Origin of the sequence: Jatrophihabitans sp. (assembly GCF_051960575.1) — a bacterium.
Classification (GTDB): Bacteria; Actinomycetota; Actinomycetes; order Mycobacteriales; family Jatrophihabitantaceae; genus JBQCEE01.
Genome location: NZ_JBQCEE010000375.1, coordinates 1 through 17,443, shown reverse-complemented (window position 1 = coordinate 17,443; position 17,443 = coordinate 1). Strand labels below are relative to the sequence as shown.

12 protein-coding genes are annotated in these 17,443 nt (G+C 69.8%); 2 read left to right on the top strand and 10 right to left on the bottom strand.

Features of this window, described 5'->3' with window-relative positions; genetic code table 11:
• Positions 1-58: 58 nt before the first annotated feature.
• The 8 genes from ACTHMS_RS20960 to ACTHMS_RS20925 form a co-directional block, all read right to left on the bottom strand.
• Positions 59-1,897, bottom strand: coding sequence for an ABC transporter substrate-binding protein (locus ACTHMS_RS20960; protein ID WP_440308597.1), 1,839 nt, complete (start codon positions 1,895-1,897; stop codon positions 59-61).
• 89 nt (positions 1,898-1,986) lie between these two features.
• Positions 1,987-3,012, bottom strand: coding sequence for an ABC transporter permease (locus ACTHMS_RS20955; RefSeq protein WP_440308596.1), 1,026 nt, complete (start codon positions 3,010-3,012; stop codon positions 1,987-1,989).
• Positions 3,013-3,273: 261 nt separating this feature from the next.
• Positions 3,274-5,031: an ABC transporter family substrate-binding protein gene (locus ACTHMS_RS20950; protein WP_440308595.1), complete on the bottom strand. Its 1,758-nt coding sequence runs from the start codon at positions 5,029-5,031 to the stop codon at positions 3,274-3,276.
• A gap of 158 nt (positions 5,032-5,189) precedes the next feature.
• Positions 5,190-7,313 (bottom strand): ABC transporter ATP-binding protein, encoded by a 2,124-nt coding sequence (locus tag ACTHMS_RS20945; protein ID WP_440308594.1) that lies wholly within the window; start codon positions 7,311-7,313, stop codon positions 5,190-5,192.
• A gap of 1 nt (position 7,314) precedes the next feature.
• On the bottom strand, positions 7,315-8,328 hold the full coding sequence (locus tag ACTHMS_RS20940) for an ABC transporter permease (RefSeq protein ID WP_440308593.1): 1,014 nt from the start codon (positions 8,326-8,328) through the stop codon (positions 7,315-7,317).
• A gap of 12 nt (positions 8,329-8,340) precedes the next feature.
• Positions 8,341-9,324, bottom strand: coding sequence for an ABC transporter permease (locus tag ACTHMS_RS20935; protein ID WP_440308592.1), 984 nt, complete (start codon positions 9,322-9,324; stop codon positions 8,341-8,343).
• A gap of 143 nt (positions 9,325-9,467) precedes the next feature.
• Positions 9,468-10,223 carry a carbon-nitrogen family hydrolase gene (locus ACTHMS_RS20930; protein WP_440308591.1) on the bottom strand — a complete coding sequence of 252 codons (756 nt, stop codon included), beginning with the start codon at positions 10,221-10,223 and terminating at the stop codon, positions 9,468-9,470.
• Positions 10,220-11,338 (bottom strand): pyridoxal phosphate-dependent aminotransferase, encoded by a 1,119-nt coding sequence (locus tag ACTHMS_RS20925; RefSeq protein ID WP_440308598.1) that lies wholly within the window; start codon positions 11,336-11,338, stop codon positions 10,220-10,222. The genes ACTHMS_RS20930 and ACTHMS_RS20925 overlap by 4 nt, the downstream gene beginning before the upstream one ends.
• 294 nt (positions 11,339-11,632) lie before the next feature.
• On the opposite strand from ACTHMS_RS20925, the gene ACTHMS_RS20920 reads away from it, so the two are divergent.
• Positions 11,633-12,604 (top strand): type IV toxin-antitoxin system AbiEi family antitoxin domain-containing protein, encoded by a 972-nt coding sequence (locus ACTHMS_RS20920; RefSeq protein ID WP_440308590.1) that lies wholly within the window; start codon positions 11,633-11,635, stop codon positions 12,602-12,604.
• Positions 12,605-12,718: 114 nt separating this feature from the next.
• Here ACTHMS_RS20920 and ACTHMS_RS20915 read toward each other — a convergent pair whose 3' ends face one another.
• Both ACTHMS_RS20915 and typA read right to left on the bottom strand, forming a co-directional pair.
• The gene (locus ACTHMS_RS20915; protein WP_440308589.1) at positions 12,719-14,254 is read right to left on the bottom strand and encodes a hypothetical protein; all 1,536 of its coding nucleotides are present in this window, start codon (positions 14,252-14,254) and stop codon (positions 12,719-12,721) included.
• Positions 14,251-16,125 carry a translational GTPase TypA gene (gene typA / locus ACTHMS_RS20910; protein WP_440308588.1) on the bottom strand — a complete coding sequence of 625 codons (1,875 nt, stop codon included), beginning with the start codon at positions 16,123-16,125 and terminating at the stop codon, positions 14,251-14,253. The genes ACTHMS_RS20915 and typA overlap by 4 nt, the downstream gene beginning before the upstream one ends.
• 199 nt (positions 16,126-16,324) lie before the next feature.
• On the opposite strand from typA, the gene ACTHMS_RS20905 reads away from it, so the two are divergent.
• Positions 16,325-17,278, top strand: a complete 954-nt coding sequence (locus ACTHMS_RS20905; RefSeq protein WP_440308587.1) for an EamA family transporter — start codon at positions 16,325-16,327, stop codon at positions 17,276-17,278.
• Positions 17,279-17,443 lie beyond the last annotated feature (165 nt).

Genomic DNA, 17,443 nt, shown 5'->3' with positions numbered 1-17,443 from the left:
GGGCCCGCCCACCCCTCCCTTCACCTCTCGATCGTTACGACGTCGTCAGTGCGTCGGGTCAGGAGACGCCGACGTTGACGAAGTCGTAGTTGCCGAACGCCTGGGCGTTGTTGCAGGTGACGTTGGTCATCCGCGGGTTGCGGTACATCAGCGTCTTGCCCCAGTAGAGCGGCAGGTAGACCGCGTCGGTCATGATCTGGTGGTTCAGGTTCTGCCAGTCCGAATCGGTGTCCTTGCCCTTCGGGCCGTTGTTCAGGACGCCGTTGACCACGTTGTCGTTCAGGCTGACGTAGTTCGACGTGCCCGGGTCGGTGATGGCGTTGCCGTTGGCGATGGCCTGGTAGAAGCCGACACCCGTCGGGAAGTCGGCGCCCCAGCCCGCGATGGCCATGCCGATCTGCTTCTTCACCACGTTGCTCGGCGAGCCGATGAACGTGTTGTAGTAGGTCGACTGGTCATCGGTGACGGCCGTGAGCTTGATGCCGACGCGCGACAGCGCGGCCTTCTCGGCGGCGAACACGAGCGGCGCCTTGCTGCTCGGGGTGCCGTACGCGAAGTTCACGTCGAAGCCGTTCGGCTTGCCGCAGGCCTGCAGCTCCGACTTGGCCTTGGCGAGATCACCGGTGCCGTCCGCGCCGACCGGGTACGGGTCGTACGCACTGGCGTCCTGGTAGCCCGGGATGCCCGGCGGCGTCATCGACGTCGCGATCGAGCCGTTGGTCGGGCCACCGTAGGCGGCGAGGATCGACGCCTTGTTGGTGGCGTAGAAGATCGCGGCACGGCAGTGCTGGTTGGTGATGACCGACTGGAACACCGGCAGGTACTGCGTGAACGCGGTCGACGGGTCGTCCGTGTTGGCCTTCGCGTCGGGGTGCGTGAGCACGTAGCTCTGGAACGCCGGCGTCAGACCACCGGCACCGGTGCCGGCGTTGGCGTCGAGCGTGCCCGCCTTGAGCCGCTCGTCGAGGTCGGTCGGGTTGGTGTCGATCGTGAGGTCGACCTCGTTCACGAGCGGGTGCCGGATGGTGTCCGTGCTCTGGCTCCAGTACGGGTTCTTCACGAACACGAGCGACTTGCCCGGGGTGTACGACTTGATCATGAACGGACCCGACGCCATCGGGTGCTTCGTGTACGTCGCGCCGACGAAGCCCGCGCCGCCCTCGGTCTTGTAGGGGATCGGGGCCGACGGGCCGATCGCCATCAGGTAGTCGAAGTCGGCGTCCGGCGTCTTCAGGTTGATGGTGATGGTGTTGCCGCTGGCCTTGATGCTGCTGTCCGGCAGGTCACCGCTCTTGTACGGGCCCTTGTAGTCCGCCGGCGCCTTGATCTCGCTCACGTAGTAGCTGAACGGGCCGCCCGGCAGCTCGGCGCTCGCGAAGTCACGCTCGAGGCCGTACTTGACGTCCATCGCGGTGATCGGCTTGCCGTCCGACCACTTCAGGCCGTCCTTCAGCGTGTACGTCCACTGCGTGTAGTCGGCGTTGTGCTGGCCCATGTCGGTGGCCAGGTCGGGCGCGAGCTCGAACTTCGTGCCGTTCACCGTCTTGTAGTTGATCAGCGTGCGGCTGTAGAGACGCTGCATGTTCCAGCACCAGCCGTAATAGGCGATCTTGGGGTCCCACGAGTCGCAGTCGGAGATCGACCCGAGCTGCAGGGTGCCACCCGTCTTGGTCGAGGGGTTCACCACCGAGTCGAATGCGGCGTTGAAGCCGGAGGCGCTCCCGCCGCCACCACCGCTGCTCGAGCTGCCGCCACCACCGCTGCCGGTGCTGGTGGACGTGGGGTTGTTGCCCCCGCTGCCGCCCTTGCTCGAGCCACCACACGCGGCCAACACGAGCGGCGTGATCGCCAGCGTGCAGGCCAGGATCGACGTCCTGATTCGCGCTGTCTTACGCAATGTTCGTCCTTCTCTCTGCGGATGTGACCGGATGTCACGGAGGCCGGGTGTCTCGCGCCTCCAGCGAAGCTGCAGCTCGGCTCTGGCGATCACCGCCTCGAACGGGGGTCGAGGGCGTCGCGGAGGCCGTCACCGAAGAGGTTGAAGGCCAGCACGGTCAGGAAGAGGGCGATGCCGGGCGCGAACAGGTACAGCGGGTCGATCTGGAAGTACTGGTTCGCGTCACTCAGCATCTTGCCCCAGGACGGCGTCTGCGGGGGCACGCCGACGCCGAGGAAGGACAGGCCGGCCTCGCCGAGGATGTTGTTCGGGATCGCGAGGGTCGAGTACACGAGGATCGACGCGACCAGGTTCGGCAGGATCTCGCGCGTCATGATCCGCCAGTTGGACGCGCCCAGGCTGCGCGCGGCGTCGATGTACTCCTTCTCGCGGATCGAGAGCACCTGGCCGCGCACGATGCGGCCGATGTAGGGGAACGTGAAGAACCCCAGCACGAAGATGATGATCGCGAAGTGCAGCGGCACGCCGCTCAGCCCGGCGAACGACGGCACGTCGCCGAAGATGGCGAGCAGCGCGATCGAGAACAGCAGCACGGGGAACGACAGCAGCAGGTCCATCAGCCGCGACAGCACCGAGTCGGTGACACCACCGTAGAAGCCGGCGGCGACACCGGCGATCGTGCCGAGCAGCACCGCGACGAGCGTCGCGAGCAGGCCGATGAGCAGCGACGTGCGCGCGCCGTAGATGAGGTTCGCCAGCACGTCGTTGCCGAGCGCCGGCGTCACCCCGAGCCAGTGGTCGGACGACGCGCCGCCGAACGAGCCGACCGGCATCTGGGTCGACGGGTCGAGCAGGTCGCCGGGCGGGGTGTTGTGGATGGTGTTCGGGAAGGCGCCGTACCAGTGGCACAGCGGGTTGGCGAACACGGCCACGAGGATGAGCAGGACGATGAATGCGGCACTGCCGATCGCGACCTTGTCGCGCCGCAGCCGGCGCCAGGCGATCTGGCCGAGCGAGCGCCCCGCGATCGCCTGACCGCCCTGCTCGGTGACGTCGACGAATGCCGGGCCGGCCTCGTCCGCGGCGACCTGCAGTTCACCGGCAGGCAGCGTCATTCGGCTTCTCCTCCGCTTCAGTCGACGTGGATTGGTCGGCTGTTCATCTCATAGCTCGTGGCTAGCAATGCACGCTATGCCTACCACCGCGGCCTTCGACCGCGCGACACCAGATCGTGACCTTCTCGCACCCGGGCGCAACGGGTTTTTCTCAGCGTCCGGCGGCAGGGGTCAGCGGCCCGCCGGCGTCCGGTGGGCGTGCGGTGCCAGGACCGCCCGCGGGCCCGGCCGAAGCCGGGCCCGCGTCGTCCGATCAGGCCCTCAGGCCTTGTAACCGATGTCCTGGTAGCGGACGTCGGCGAAGCCGTACGCACCGATGTTGACCAGGTTGCCGTTGACCGCGACGGCCTGCGGCTTCTGGTACAGCGGCAGCCACGAGGCGTTGCTCCACATCTGCTGCGAGGCCTCGTTGGCCAGCTTGTTCTCCTCGTCCGAGGTCGCCGAGGTCGACGCCTTCTGCAGCAGCGCGTTGATCGCGTCGTTGCCGCCGGAACCGTAGTTCTGACCGATGTTCTTCGGGTCGTACTTGAAGATCGACAGCGCGCCACCCACCGGGAAGGCGGTGCCGATCCAGGTGAACGTGGTCAGGTCGAACTTGCCGACGGTGATGTACTTCGGGAAGAAGTCGTTCGACGGCACGGTCGTCGGCGTGAGCTTGATGCCGGCGGCCTTCAGCGTCGCCTGCGCGATCTGGGCCTCCTTCAACGCGTTCGGCGTCTCGGCCGGGATCGTGATGGTGAGGTCGAGCTCCTTGCCGTTCTTCGTGAAGTACTGGCCCGACTTCGTCCAGCCGTCGCTCTGCAGCAGCTGCTGGGCCTTGGCCGGGTCGTACTTGCAGTAGTCACCGCAGGTCTCGGTGTACGGCGCCTGGTTCTTCATGAAGAAGTGGTTCTGCAGCGGCGTCGGGTTGCCACCGAGCGCGCCCTCGAGCGCGGTGGTGATCAGCTGGCGGTTGATGCCCAGCACGACGGCCTGGCGCACCTTCTCGTCGGTGAGCAGACCCGACTTGGTGTTGATGGTGAACTGGCGGTAGATGTTGCTGCCCGCCTGGTGGATCTCGATGCCGCTGTACTTCTTGGCCGCCGCGACGTTGGCCACCTCGTCACCGAAGGTGATGTCGTCGTAGTCGAGGCCCTTGCTGCCGAGCGCCTGCACGGCGGTCGCCGGGTCGTTGTAGACGACGTAGGTGATGCTGTCGAGCTTCGGCTTGTCGCCCCACCAGTTGGGGTCGGCCTTGATCGTGTAGGTGTTCGCGGTGGCGTCCGAGCCGCCCCACATGAACGGCCCGGCCGTGACGGCCGGCTTCTTCGTCCACGCGGTGTTGAAGGCGTTGGGGCTCGAGGTGAGCGACTTCGGCACCAGCGGGTCGAACAGGCTCTGCCAGTCGGTGTAGGGGTTGCTGAACTTGACGATGGCGTCCTGGTCGTTGGCGCCACGGGTGACCGACGCGATCTGGTCCCAGCCCTGCGAACCGGAGATCTTGTAAGCGGTGTTCTTGCCGTTGCTCGCGACCCAGAGGTCCTTCAGGTCCTCCCAGGTGATCGGGGTGCCGTCGCTCCACTTCGCCTTGGGGTTGATCTTGTACTCGATCGTCTGCGGCGAGTCGGACGTCTTCTCGATCGACGTGTAGTAGTCGGTGTTCACCGACGGCACGCCCGAGGCGCTGAAGTGGAACGGCCGCGGCAGCAGCGCGTTGATGATGTTCGAGTTGTCGAGCAGCGTGCCGTCGACCTCGTAGTAGTTGAAGTTCGGGATCGTCTGCGAGATCGCCCAGGTGAAGTTGCCGCCCTGCTTGACCTGCGCACGGTCGGTCGTCGCCATGGCGTTGACGCTGTTGTCCGTGCCGCTGCCCGGCTGCGCCGGCGCCGACGACGCGGACGAACCGCCGGTGCTCGATGCGCCGCTGGAGCCTCCGTTGCCGTTGTTGTTCGACTTGCCGGAGCTGCTGCAGGCAGCCACCATCGCGAGGCTCAGGCCCGATAGGGCGATCGCCGCGAGGGGTTTCTTGACTCGGGTCACGAGTGGATCCTCCTGGGTTTTGTTCGACGACTGCCGGACGCGGACGCACCGTGCGACCCCGACCGACGGACACAAATCTGTCCTACCTTTGTCCCTGTAGGTGCGGCTACGCCACCTTCGAGACGAGCTTGTTACCTGACCGGACGCAAGATCACCGGTCACATCACCTCGACCGGACGGGCGAAGTGGCAGGCCGCGGTGTGATCGGCACCGGGCGCGCCCATCGCCTGCAGGGCGGGGTCGTCGTCGATGCACCGCTGCTTGTCCGCGTCGTTCAACGTGGTGTGCAGCGGGCAGCGTGAGCGGAACCGGCACCCGGTGGGCGGGTTGGCCGGGCTGGGCAGGTCGCCGCGCAGCAGGATGCGTCGGCGCGCGCGTTCGGCGGCCGGATCGGGCAGCGGGATCGCCGACAGCAACGCCTGCGTGTACGGGTGCGACGGCGCCTCGAAGACACTGTCGACGTCGCCGAGTTCGACGATGCGGCCGAGGTACATCACCGCGACGCGGTCGGCGATGTGCCGCACCACGGACAGGTCGTGCGCCACGAACAGGTAGCTCAGGCCGAGGTCGGTCTTGAGCTGCTCGAGCAGGTTCAGCACGCCGGCCTGGATGGAGACGTCGAGGGCCGACACCGGCTCGTCGAGCACGATCAGCTTCGGACGCAGCGCGAGCGCGCGGGCGATGCCGATGCGCTGACGCTGACCGCCGGAGAACTCGCTCGGGAACCGGGCCAGGTGCAGCTTCGGGTTGAGCCCGACGGTCTCGAGCAGTTCGCGCACCCGCTTGTCGGCCTCGCGCCCGTCGACGCCGTGCGTGCGCAACGGCTCGGCGAGGATGTCGGCGATCGGCAGTCGCGGGTCGAGCGAGGCCATCGGGTCCTGGAACACGACCTGGAGATCACGGCGGATCGCCATGCGGTCGTCGCGTCCGAGCTTCGCGACATCCTTGCCGAGCACGGCGATCGTGCCCTCCTGCGGCGGCACCAGCCCGAGGATCTCCATGATCGTCGTGGTCTTGCCGCAGCCCGACTCACCGACCAGGCCGAGGGTCTCGCCCTCGCGGATGTCGAGGGAGATGCCGTCGACGGCGTGCACGGCGCCGATCTTGCGGCGGATCACCGAACCCTTGCGCAGCGGGAACCGGCGCGCGACGTCGTCGAGCTGCAGCACGACCTCGCGCTGCTCGCGCGGCGTGCGCTCGAGGGTGCTCGGCGGCACGACGAGCCGCGGGAAGACCTGGTCGCGCGGCAGCGTGCCGGCGGCGATCTCGTCGGCGCGGTGGCAGGCGGCCCGGTGGTCGTCGAGCACGAGGTCGAGGGTCGGCTCGACCTGGCTGCACACGTCGATGCGCGCAGGGCAGCGGGTCACGAACGGGCACCCCGGCGGCAGGTCGACCGGCGACGGCGGCGTGCCCTCGATCGGCGTGAGCGGCTGCCCGCGTCCGGCGTCCAGCCGCGGGATCGAGCCGAGCAGGCCGATCGTGTACGGCATCGTCGGCTCGGCGAACAGCGGGTCGACCTGCGCCATCTCGACCGGCTTGCCGGCGTACATCACCAGCACCCGGTCGGCGAAGCCCGCGACGACCCCGAGGTCGTGCGTGATCAGCATGATCGCCGCGCCGGTGACCTCCTTAGCCGTCTTGAAGACCTCGAGGATCTGCGCCTGGATGGTCACGTCCAATGCGGTCGTCGGCTCGTCGGCGATGATGAGGTCGGGGTCGTTCGCCATCGCCATCGCGATCATGACGCGCTGCCGCATGCCGCCCGAGAACTCGTGCGGGAAGGACTTCGCGCGCTGCGAGGCGTTGGGGATGCCGACGAGGTCGAGCAGTTCGGCGGCCCGGCTCGACGCCGCGGCCTTGCTGACGTCGCGGTGCGTGCGGATCGCCTCGGCGATCTGGTCGCCGACGGTGTACACGGGCGTGAGCGCCGACAGCGGGTCCTGGAAGACCATCGCCATCTTGTTGCCGCGGATGCGGCTGAGTTCTTTGTCGCCGAGGCCGAGCAACTCCTGGCCGTCGAAGCGCACCGAGCCGGTGATGCGGGCCGAGCGCGGCAGCAGGCCCATCACGGCCATCGAGCTCACCGACTTGCCCGAGCCGGACTCACCGACGATGCCGAGCACCTCGCCACGCTGCAGCGAGAAGTCGACGCCGCGGACGGCGTGCACCGGACCCGCCTCGCTGCGGAAGGTCACGTCGAGGTCGCGCACCTCGAGCAGCGCGTCACCGCCGCCGGGACGCTCCTTGCTCAGGGCGACGCGTCCGGTCGATTCGATCGTCACGTCAGTCGTCCCCCGAGCCCGAGGTCGCGTCGAGCGCGTCGCGCAGGCCGTCACCGAGGAAGTTCACGGCGAGCACCATCGCGACGAGCATCAGGCCGGGGAAGGCCCACGTCCACCAGTACTGCGTCGCGTCGGGGCTGGTCGCCGAGGACGCCTGGATGAGCGTGCCGAGGGAGACGTCCGGCGGCTGGATGCCGAAGCCGAAGTAGGACAGGCCGGTCTCGGCGAGGATCGTCGAGCTGACGTTGATGGTCACGTCGACGATGAGCAGGGACGCCATGTTCGGCAGGATGTGGCGGCTGATGATCCGCCAGGCGGGCACGCCCATGAACTTCGCCGCGCTGACGAACTCGCGCTCGCGCAGGCTGAACGTGAGGCCGCGAACGACGCGGGCGGTGAGCATCCAGTTGAACGCGGCGAGCAGCAGGGCGAAGACGATGAAGCCGGTGTTCTTCAGGGCCGGCGAGATGATCGCGAGGATCAGGAAGCTCGGCACGACCATCATCAGGTTCACGAACCACATGAGGGCGTTGTCGGTGGCCTTGCCGAAGTAGCCCGCCACCGAGCCGACGATCGCGGCGACGCCCGTCGAGACGACCGCCGCGATGAGGCCGACCTGCAGCGAGGTCTGCGTGCCGAGCATCGTCTGCAGGAACACGTCGTGGCCGATGGAGTCGGCCCCGAACCAGTGCGAGCTGTTCGGGCCCAGACCGTCGAGCGTGCCGAGCGCGTTGGCGTCGATGTCGTCGAGCTTCCAGTGGGTGATGTGCGGCCCGAGGTAGGCCAGCACCACCTCGGCGACGAGCAGGAACAGCCCGAACATCGCCAGTCGCTTGCGCAGCAGGCGCTTGAACACCAGGCGTCCGCGCGAGATGTTGCGGCCGCCGTCGCGGGTCTGCTGCTCGGACTGCACCAGTTCGAGGTCGCCGAGCGGCGAGATGCCACCGGACACCGGCACGATCGGGTCGTCGCCGGTCTGGACGGTGAGCGGGCCGGGCTCGTCCTTGAGGGTCATCGCGCGCGCTCCTTACCCGACCCGGACGCGGGGGTCGAGGATGGCGTAGAAGATGTCCGACAACATGCCGGAGATCAGGATCATCACCGCGGCGAAGCCGGTGATTGCGGCGATGCCGTTGATGTCGGCGTTGTTGATCGTGTCGATCGACCACGCCCCCATGCCGCTCCAGTTGAAGATGCGCTCGGTGAAGACCGCGCCCACGAGCAGCAGGCCGAACTGGAACGCGAAGAACGTCGCCATCGGGATGAGCGCCGTGCGCAGCCCGTGCTTGTAGAAGGCCTTGCGGCGGCTCAGGCCCTTGGCCTGGGCGGTGCGGATGAAGTCGCTGCCGAGCACGTCGAGCATCGCGCTGCGCTGGTAGCGGGCGAAGAAGGCGGCGCCGCCCGCGCTGAGCACGAGCACGAGCGTCGGCAGGACGAGGTGTGCGGCGCGGTCGGACAGGCCGCACGAGCCGGTGCTCGGACACTCGTTGGCGTTCGGGATGTTCGGGAACCAGCTGTAGTCGTTGTGCAGGGTGATCGAGCCGACCTTGATGATCGTCGCGAGGAGGAACACCGGCGTCGACAGCAGGAGGAACGACACCACCGCGATCACGTGGTCGCTCGGCTTGTACTGGCGCAGCGCCGAGAAGACGCCGATGAGCACACCGAAGATCACCGACAGGATCGACCCCACGAACAGCAGCCGCAGGCTGACGCCCATCTTGCGACCCATGTCGGCGGTGACCTCGCTCGAGTCCGGGAAGGACCGGCCGAAGTCACCGTGCAGGACGATCCGGCCGAGCCAGTGCCAGTAGCGCGACCACAGGCTGGTGTCGGGGTCGATGTTGTAGCTGCGCAACGTGGCGTGCGCGGAGGCGAGGTTGATCTGCTTGCCGGTGAGGTACCGGGCGAGCGGGTTCAGGGTCACCGACGCGAGCAGGTAGGCCAGGCTGGTCGCGACGAACACGAGGATGACGTAGTTCAGCAGGCGGCGCGCCAGGAACCTCAGCACCGTGCTCGTCCTCTCTTCGATTCATCGTGGGCGTGACCCGGATCGCAGGTGCGACTGCCGCGACAATAGCTCGCATTTCGAGCGCCCGACGCCGCGGTGGCCGAGTTGTTGCATCGGCTGACGCGGCAACATACCGGAAGATCTCAGCGCCGATCGACCAGGAAGGGAAACTTGGTCCGGGCTGAGAGCACATCTGCCGGAAAGACATCAGCGGCTAGGACGGCGGGCTCGGAGCCGCCCGCGAAGCGGACGCCACCCAGTGGATCGATCAACATCGACGCCCCAGCGTAGTCGAGCCGGCCGCCCGTCCCGACCCGGTTCACCCCGAGCACGTACGCCTGGTTCTCGATCGCCCGGGCGCGCAGCAGGGCCGTCCAGTGGGCGGTGCGGGTGCTGGGCCAATTCGCCGGCACGACGTAGAGATCGGTGCCGTTGGCGAGGGCCCAGAACTCGTCGGCGAAGCGCAGGTCGTAGCAGACGAAGACGCTGGTGCGGACGTCGTCGAGGGTGACCGTGAGGAAGTCGGTGCCGGCGGTGTAGTGCTCGTGCTCGCCCGAGTAGGTGAACGGGTGGATCTTGGCGTACCGCTCGACCCGGCCGTCGGGGTGGGCGACGACGGCGTTGTTGCGGTGGGCACCGTCGGGCGAGCGCTGCGCGATGCTGGCGATGAGGTACGCGTCGTGGTGTCGCGCCTGCTCGAGCAGGAAGGTCTCGATCGGCCCGCCCTCCGGCTCGGCGGTGCGTTCCGGACGCATCGAGAACCCGGTCGCGAACATCTCGGGCAGCACGACCAGCCGCGCGCCCTGCCCGGCGGCGTCCGCGATCATCGGCGCGACGAGCGCCTGGGTCGCGGCAGCGTCCTCCCAGACGATGTCGTGCTGCACGGCGGCGACCCTCATCGCGCGGCCTGCAACCGTGCGACCGCGGCCTCGAGCACCTCGGGCCGTTTGCAGAAGGCGAACCGCACCAGGTGGTCGCCCGCCGACGAGTCGTAGAAGACGCTGCTCGGGATCGCGACGACGCCCGCCCGGTTGGGCAGGTCGCGGCAGAACGCCACGGCGTCGCTGCCGACGTCGACCGTGGCGAAGTAGGTCGCTTCGGGCCGGACGACGTCGAACCCGATCCGCTGGAGACCGTCGCAGAGCAGGTCGCGCTGGCGCTGCAGGGCGTCCGCGAGGGGCTGCGGGTCGAGGCCGCGCAAGGCGGCCGCGACGGCGGGCTGGAACGGGGCGCCGTTGACGTAGGTGAGGAACTGCTTCACGGTGCGCACCGCGGTCAGCAGCGGCGCCGGCGCGCAGGCCCAGCCGATCTTCCAGCCCGTGACGCTGAACGTCTTGCCGGCGCTGCCGATCATCACCGTGCGGTCGCGCAGGCCTTCGAGCGTGGCGATCGGCGTGTGCGTGCGGCCGTCGAAGAGCAGGTGCTCGTACACCTCGTCGGCGATCACGACCAGGTCGTGACGCTCGGCGAGCTCGGCGATCGGGCGCAACTCGTCGGCGGTGAAGACCTTGCCGGTGGGGTTGTGCGGCGTGTTCAGCAGGATCGCGCGGGTGCGGTCGGTGACGGCGGCACGCAGCTCGGCCTCGTCGTAGGTCCAGCCCTGCCCGTCGCGGCGCAGGGTGACGGTGCGGCGCACTCCCCCGGCGAGCGCGATGGTCGCCGCGTACGAGTCGTAGTACGGCTCGAAGACGACCACCTCGTCGCCGGTGTCGACGAGCGCGAGCACCGCCGCGGCGATCGCCTCGGTGGCACCGGCGGTCACCAGCACCTCGGTGTCGGGGTCGTAGGCCAGGCCGTAGCGCTGCTCGTGGTGCGCGCTGATCGCCTGCCGCAGCGCCAGGATGCCCGGCCCCGGCGGGTACTGGTTGTGCCCCGTGCGGATCGCCTCGGCGGCGGCGTCCAGCAGCGCGGCCGCCCCGTCGGTGTCGGGGAACCCCTGCCCGAGGTTGATGCTGTCGGTCGCGACCGCCAGCGCCGACATCTCGGCGAAGATGGTCGTCCCGAATCCCTGCATCCGCGGCACCACCTGCCACTGCGGCGCCACCCGCGTCCCGCGCTCCGTCCGTCCGCTCACCCCGACGACCCTATGCCCGCGCCACCGCCTCCGCCCCGCCCCGGTTTGCCCCGCAGCACCAGGAAATCGCCGTGCTTGTCCCGCAGCACCAGGAAATCGAGCCGGATTCCCTGGTGCAGCGGGGCAACGCGTCCCACGCAAGGGGTGCGCCGCGGCTGTGGACGACGGGGCGGCCGTCCACAGGGGGCCGACGGGGCCACCCGGGACGGGACGGACGACGGCACCGTGCGGGCCATGCGTGCAATCCCGATGGTCGCCAAGCTGCAGTGCGGGGTGTTCACGACGACGCAGGCACGTGCCGACGGATGGACCCGGGGCCGCCTTGAGTACGCCGTCCGCCGCGGATGGCTCTGGCAGCCGAAGCCGGGCACCTACGCCCTGCCTCCTGACGGCGACGACCGGTTCGAGCTCGCCCGACGACGGATGCTGCAGGTCAGTGCGGCCGCCGTGCTGACGATGCCGGTGATGTTGAGCCACGCAGCGGCGTTGCTCGTGCGTGGCTCCTCGACGCTGACCGTCCCTGATCGCCCGTGTCTGACGGTTCGTCCGCGGTACACGGGCGACACGGACGACGTCCACCTGCACCGTGCCAGGGTGTGGACGCAGGAGCTCACCCGGGTCGGCGGCCTGCTCGCAGGCAGCACCGCGCGCAGCGTCGTCGACCTGACCCGTGAGGCGGGACGCGACGAGGGCGTGGTGGCGGCCGACGCTGCGCTGCATCTCGGGCTGACGACGATCGACGAACTGGCCGCCGTGCTCCGCAGGTGCGCGGGATGGCCGGGCATGCGCCATGCGCGGGATCTGCTCGATGCGGTCGATCCCGCGTCCGAGTCGGCGCTCGAATCGATCAGCCGGCTCCGCATGCTCGACCTCGGCCTGCCGCGTCCCGAGACACAGGTGATCATCCGGACGTCGACCCGCCGATTCGTCCGACGCGTCCACTTCTACCTCGACGAGTGGGGCATTGTCGGCGAGGCGGACGGCGCCATGAAGTACCGCGGCCGGTCGGACGAGCTCGTGACCACGGAGCGGCGTCAGGAGGTCGAACTTCGCGACCTCGGCCTCGGTGTCGCCCGGTGGGGATGGCGGGAGGCGAACACTCCGCCGCTGCTCGACCGGCGGATCCGCGACGAGGCCGAGCGCACCCGCCGCGGTGGCGCCGCGCGCAACTGGATCGCCGAGCGCACGCACCGACGTGCGGCGTGACCCCGGCCCGCGCTTGTCCCGCTGCGCCAGGAAATCCGGCGCGATTTCCTGGAGCAGCGGGACAAACGCTCGCTGGGTGCTGGGGCAGCGGGGCAACCAGGCCCGGGCGGCGGGTCAGAAGCGGGCGGAGAGCACGGCCGTGCAAGGACGGGGGGTGTGCAGCAGCGTCCAGCCGCGGGGGGCCTCGGCGAGCGAGCCGCACGACGAGCGGAGCAGGTGCGACCACCGCACGCGGACGAGCAGGGTTCCGGCGGCGGGGGCACGCACGGTCATGGACGCCTGGGTCACGGCGACGACGCGCGCCCCGGCAGCCACGGCGCCGTCGGAGCTGCGGGCGGCGCCGACGATCGGCGTGGGGTCCGCGACGGCGAACAGCTCGAACCGGGTGTCCTGCCAGACCAGCCGTAGGTACGGCAGGCGGTGGTCGCGGACGAGTTGCGTCTCGGCCTGCCGCAGCAGCGGGTGCTTCGCGACGAGCACCCAGCCGACGGCGTTGTCGTCGAGCCACGCGCGGTACGACGCCGCGTCCAGGTGTGGCGAGTCGAGCACGGCGGCGTACCGCTTGTCCGACTGCGTCTCCCAGCCGCGGGCCAGTTGCGCGTGCCCGACGAGGGCGAGGCTCACCGTGCGGGTGCCGTCGTACACCGCCTCGACGCGCAGGTCGCGCATGTCGAGGGACGCGAGCCGCGCGAGCACACCGTCGTAGGACGCCACCGACGACGCAGGGTCGGCCGCGCGCCGCAGGTCGCCGATCGACACGTGCAGGGCCAGCGCGAGGGCGCACCCCGCGGCGACGACGGCCGCCCACCGCCACGCCAGCCGCGCCGACGACACCACGAGCACCGGCACGACGAACCAGATGAAGCGCTGGAAGTTCGAGCCGAGCCCGTTCGGCACGACGGCCGCGAGCAGGCAGACCAGCACCGAGAGCGCCGCCGTCACCCGCACCGTCCGTGGGGAGGGGAAGACGGTGAGCAGCACCGCCGCACCGGTCGCCAGCACCGCGTCCTTGACGCGGAAGCCCTCGGGGCCGGTCGACCCGAACACCACGAGCACCAGCAGCAACGGCAGCAGCGCGCCGATGATCGCCGTGACGGCCACCCCTCGTCGACGCCGGTCGAACAGGACGACCGACACCAGCCCGAGCGCGAGGAACGCGCCGCACGTCGGGGTCACCAGCGTCGCGAGCACCGCGGCGACGGCCGCCACGAGCAGGCGGACCTGTTGCACCGCCACGACCGCGAGCAGGGCGAACACCGACCCGGCGAGGAAGGCGACGCGTCCGCTCCAGAGGTTCGCGGCGACGCCGACGACCACGACCAGCAGTCCCAGCTCCGGCGACGACGACGAGCGCAGCGCCCACCACGACAGCAGCACGACGAGCACCGCGCTGACCGCCGCGACACCGACCGAACCGAGCGCGGCCGTCAACGACGGCACGAGCACCGAGTAGTGACCCGGCACGGTGCCGCCGAACCAGCTGAACCAGTAGCCGAGTCCGACGTGGTGCCGGGCGGCCGACTCACGGGCCCAGGCGGCGAAGAGGTCCGAGACCGGCGGCCGGACGATCGCGAACGCCACCGACGACAGCACGCTGACGAGCAGCAGCACCGAGTCGGCGGCGCCGGGACGACCGGCCGCGGGTCTCACGAGCGCTTGGCGCGGGCCCGGGCCTTCTCACGATCGACGGCCAACAGGTGCACCTTGCGGATGCGCACGGTGGCCGGGGTGACCTCGACGCACTCGTCGTCGCGGCAGAACTCGAGCGCCTGCTCGAGCGACAGCACCCGGTGCGGGATCAGCGGCACCAGCATGTCGCCCGTCGACGAGCGCATGTTGGTGAGCTTCTTCTCCTTGGTCGGGTTGACGTCCATGTCGTCCGCCCGCGAGTTCTCGCCGACGATCATGCCCTCGTAGACCTCGGTGCCCGGCCCGACGAACATGACGCCGCGCTCCTGCAGGTTGGCCAGGGCGAACCCCGTCGTCTGCCCACGGCGGTCGGCCACCAGCGATCCCGACGGACGCGTGCGGATCTCGCCCGCCCACGGCTCGTAGCCCTCGTGGATGTGGTGCAGCAGGCCGGTGCCGCGCGTCTCGGTGAGGAACTCGGTGCGGAAACCGATGAGGCCACGCGCGGGCACGAGGTACTCCATCCGGATCCACCCGGTGCCGTGGTCGACCATCTGCTCGAGGCGACCCTTGCGCAGCGCCAGCAGCTGGATCACGACGCCCTGGTACTCGGACGGGATGTCGATGGTGAGCCGCTCGATCGGCTCGTGCACCTTGCCGTCGACGGTGCGCGTGACCACCTGCGGCTTGCCCACGGTGATCTCGAATCCCTCGCGGCGCATTATCTCGACGAGTATCGCTAGCTGCAGCTCGCCGCGCCCCTGCACCTCCCAGGTGTCGGGCCGCTCGGTCGGCTTGAGCCGGATCGACACGTTGCCGATGAGCTCCTGCTCCAGGCGGTTCAACACCTGTCGAGCCGTGAGCTTTTTGCCCGACTCCCCAGCCAGCGGCGAGGTGTTGATGCCGATCGTCATCGAGATCGACGGCTCGTCGATGGTGATGACGGGCAGCGGGCGGGGGTCGTCGGGGTCGGCCAGCGTCTCGCCGATGGTGATGTCGCTGATGCCGGCGATCGCGATGATGTCGCCCGGCCCGGCGCTGTCGGCCGACACCCGCTCGAGCGCGTGTGTCATGAGCAGCTCGGTGACCTTGACCCGCTCGATCGAGCCGTCGCTGCGGCACCAGGCCACCTGCTGGCCCTTCTTGATCGTGCCGTTGTGCACGCGGCACAGCGCCAGCCGACCGAGGTACGGGGACGCGTCCAGGTTGGTCACGTGCGCCTGCAGCGGCGCGGCGTCGTCGTAGGTCGGCGCCGGGATGGCCGACAGGATCGTCTCGAAGAACGGCAGGAGGTTCTCCTCCTCCGGCATGGTGCCGTCCTGCGGCCGCTTCAGCGACGCGCGCCCCGCCTTGCCGGACGCGTACACGATCGGGAACTCGATCTGGTGCTCGTCGGCGTCGAGGTCGAGGAACAGCTCGTAGGTCTCGTCGACGACCTCGGCGATGCGGGCGTCGGGACGGTCGACCTTGTTGATCACCAGGATCACCGGCATCTTCGCCTCGAGCGCCTTGCGCAGCACGAAGCGGGTCTGCGGCAGCGGCCCCTCGGACGCGTCGACGAGCAGCACCACACCGTCGACCATCGACAGGCCACGCTCGACCTCGCCGCCGAAGTCGGCGTGGCCGGGGGTGTCGATGATGTTGATGGTGATGCGCTCGCCCGCCGGCGAGGTGAAGTCGACCGCGGTGTTCTTCGCGAGGATGGTGATGCCCTTCTCGCGCTCGAGGTCGTTCGAGTCCATGACCCGCTCAGCGACGTCACCGGTCTCGGCCTGGTGCGCGGTGAACGCCCCGGACTGCCAGAGCATCGCGTCGACGAGCGTCGTCTTGCCGTGGTCGACGTGGGCGACGATGGCCACGTTGCGCAGGTCGTCGCGGGTCTTGACTGACATGGAGGTCCTCTGGGTCGCCGGGCGGAGACCGACGGCCCGCTCCAGCCCCGGCACCACGCGGCCGAGGCCCCTCGACGAGGGACGGAAGAACGGCGAGCGCCTGCCTCCAACGGCGGCCAGTCTACCGGGAACGGGCGGGCGTCCCGGACACGACGGAAATTGGTTCGGACGCGACCTGCCGCCCCATTAGCGTGACCCGGTGCCGCTGACCGACGAGCAGACCGACCGACGGCGTCCCGACGCGCGGCTCGGGCTGCTGCAGGTCTGCCTGGCGGGCGTGCTCTGGGGCACCGGTGGCCTCGTCGTGACGGTGCTGCACAAGCGGGTCGGGTACGCGGCGATGACGGTGAGCGCGTGGCGCATGCTGCTGGCAGCGGTCGCGCTGGTCGTCTTCGCGGTGGTTACGCGACGGGTGGGCGGGGTGGTGCGCACCTTCCGCGAACACCCACTGCCCGCGGTCGCCGTCGGCTGCGGCACGGCGGCCTACCAGGGGCTCTACTTCCTGTCGGTGCTCAACGTCGGGGTCAGCGTGTCCACGGTCGTCTCGCTCGGACTCGCCGTCGTGCTGGCCGCCGCGGGCGAGTCGGCGCTGCACCGTCGCCGCCCGACCGCCGCGCAACTCGCGGTGCTCGCCGCGGCCCTGGCCGGCCTGGTGCTGATCAGCGTCAGTGCCGGGCACCCGTCGTCGGTGGCGGGCGACCCCGCCCTGGGCATCGCGCTGGCCGTCGGTTCGGGCGCCACGTACGCCGTCACCACGATGGTCGGCCACGTGCTCGCCCAGCGGGTCGAACCGGTGACCCTCACGACCTGCGCGACGGCCGTCGGCGCGGTGGCACTCTCGCCGTTCCTGGTCGTCGCGGCGGTCGGCGGCCAGCGCCTCGGCACCACCGACACCCGGTCGCTGCTGCTGCTCGGGTATCTCGGGCTATCGACCATGGCGCTGGCAAACGGGCTGCTCTACGCCGGCCTGCGCACGACCTCCGGCGCCGCGGCGACGGTCGCCACGTTGCTCGAACCGGTGACCGCCGCGGCCGCCGCGACCGTGCTGCTCGGCGAGCGGCTGCCCTGGCCCGCCTGGCTCGGCGGTGCGCTCATCCTCTCGGCGGTCGTGGCCCTGCGGCCGTCCGAGGACCCGGTGCCGCTCGCCGCATAGGGTCTGCCCGCACCGGCGGGGCACTGCTGGCCACGCTCGGCCCCGCGCGGCTCCCGGCCGACCCACCCTCGCGCCGGCGCGTTCCGTGATTCGTCACGGGTGCGAGCCCGGGCCGGGCGCACGGGGCACGGTGGCCCGCCCCCTCGGTAGCCTGCCGGGATGTCC

Coding starts and splice junctions, on each gene's coding strand:
- ACTHMS_RS20955 (WP_440308596.1), bottom strand. CDS start 3,012: ATGACGCTGCCTGCCGGTGAACTGCAGGTCGCCGCGGACGAGGCCGGC.
- ACTHMS_RS20940 (WP_440308593.1), bottom strand. CDS start 8,328: ATGACCCTCAAGGACGAGCCCGGCCCGCTCACCGTCCAGACCGGCGAC.
- ACTHMS_RS20930 (WP_440308591.1), bottom strand. CDS start 10,223: ATGAGGGTCGCCGCCGTGCAGCACGACATCGTCTGGGAGGACGCTGCC.
- ACTHMS_RS20925 (WP_440308598.1), bottom strand. CDS start 11,338: ATGCAGGGATTCGGGACGACCATCTTCGCCGAGATGTCGGCGCTGGCG.
- ACTHMS_RS20920 (WP_440308590.1), top strand. CDS start 11,633: ATGCGTGCAATCCCGATGGTCGCCAAGCTGCAGTGCGGGGTGTTCACG.
- typA (WP_440308588.1), bottom strand. CDS start 16,125: ATGTCAGTCAAGACCCGCGACGACCTGCGCAACGTGGCCATCGTCGCC.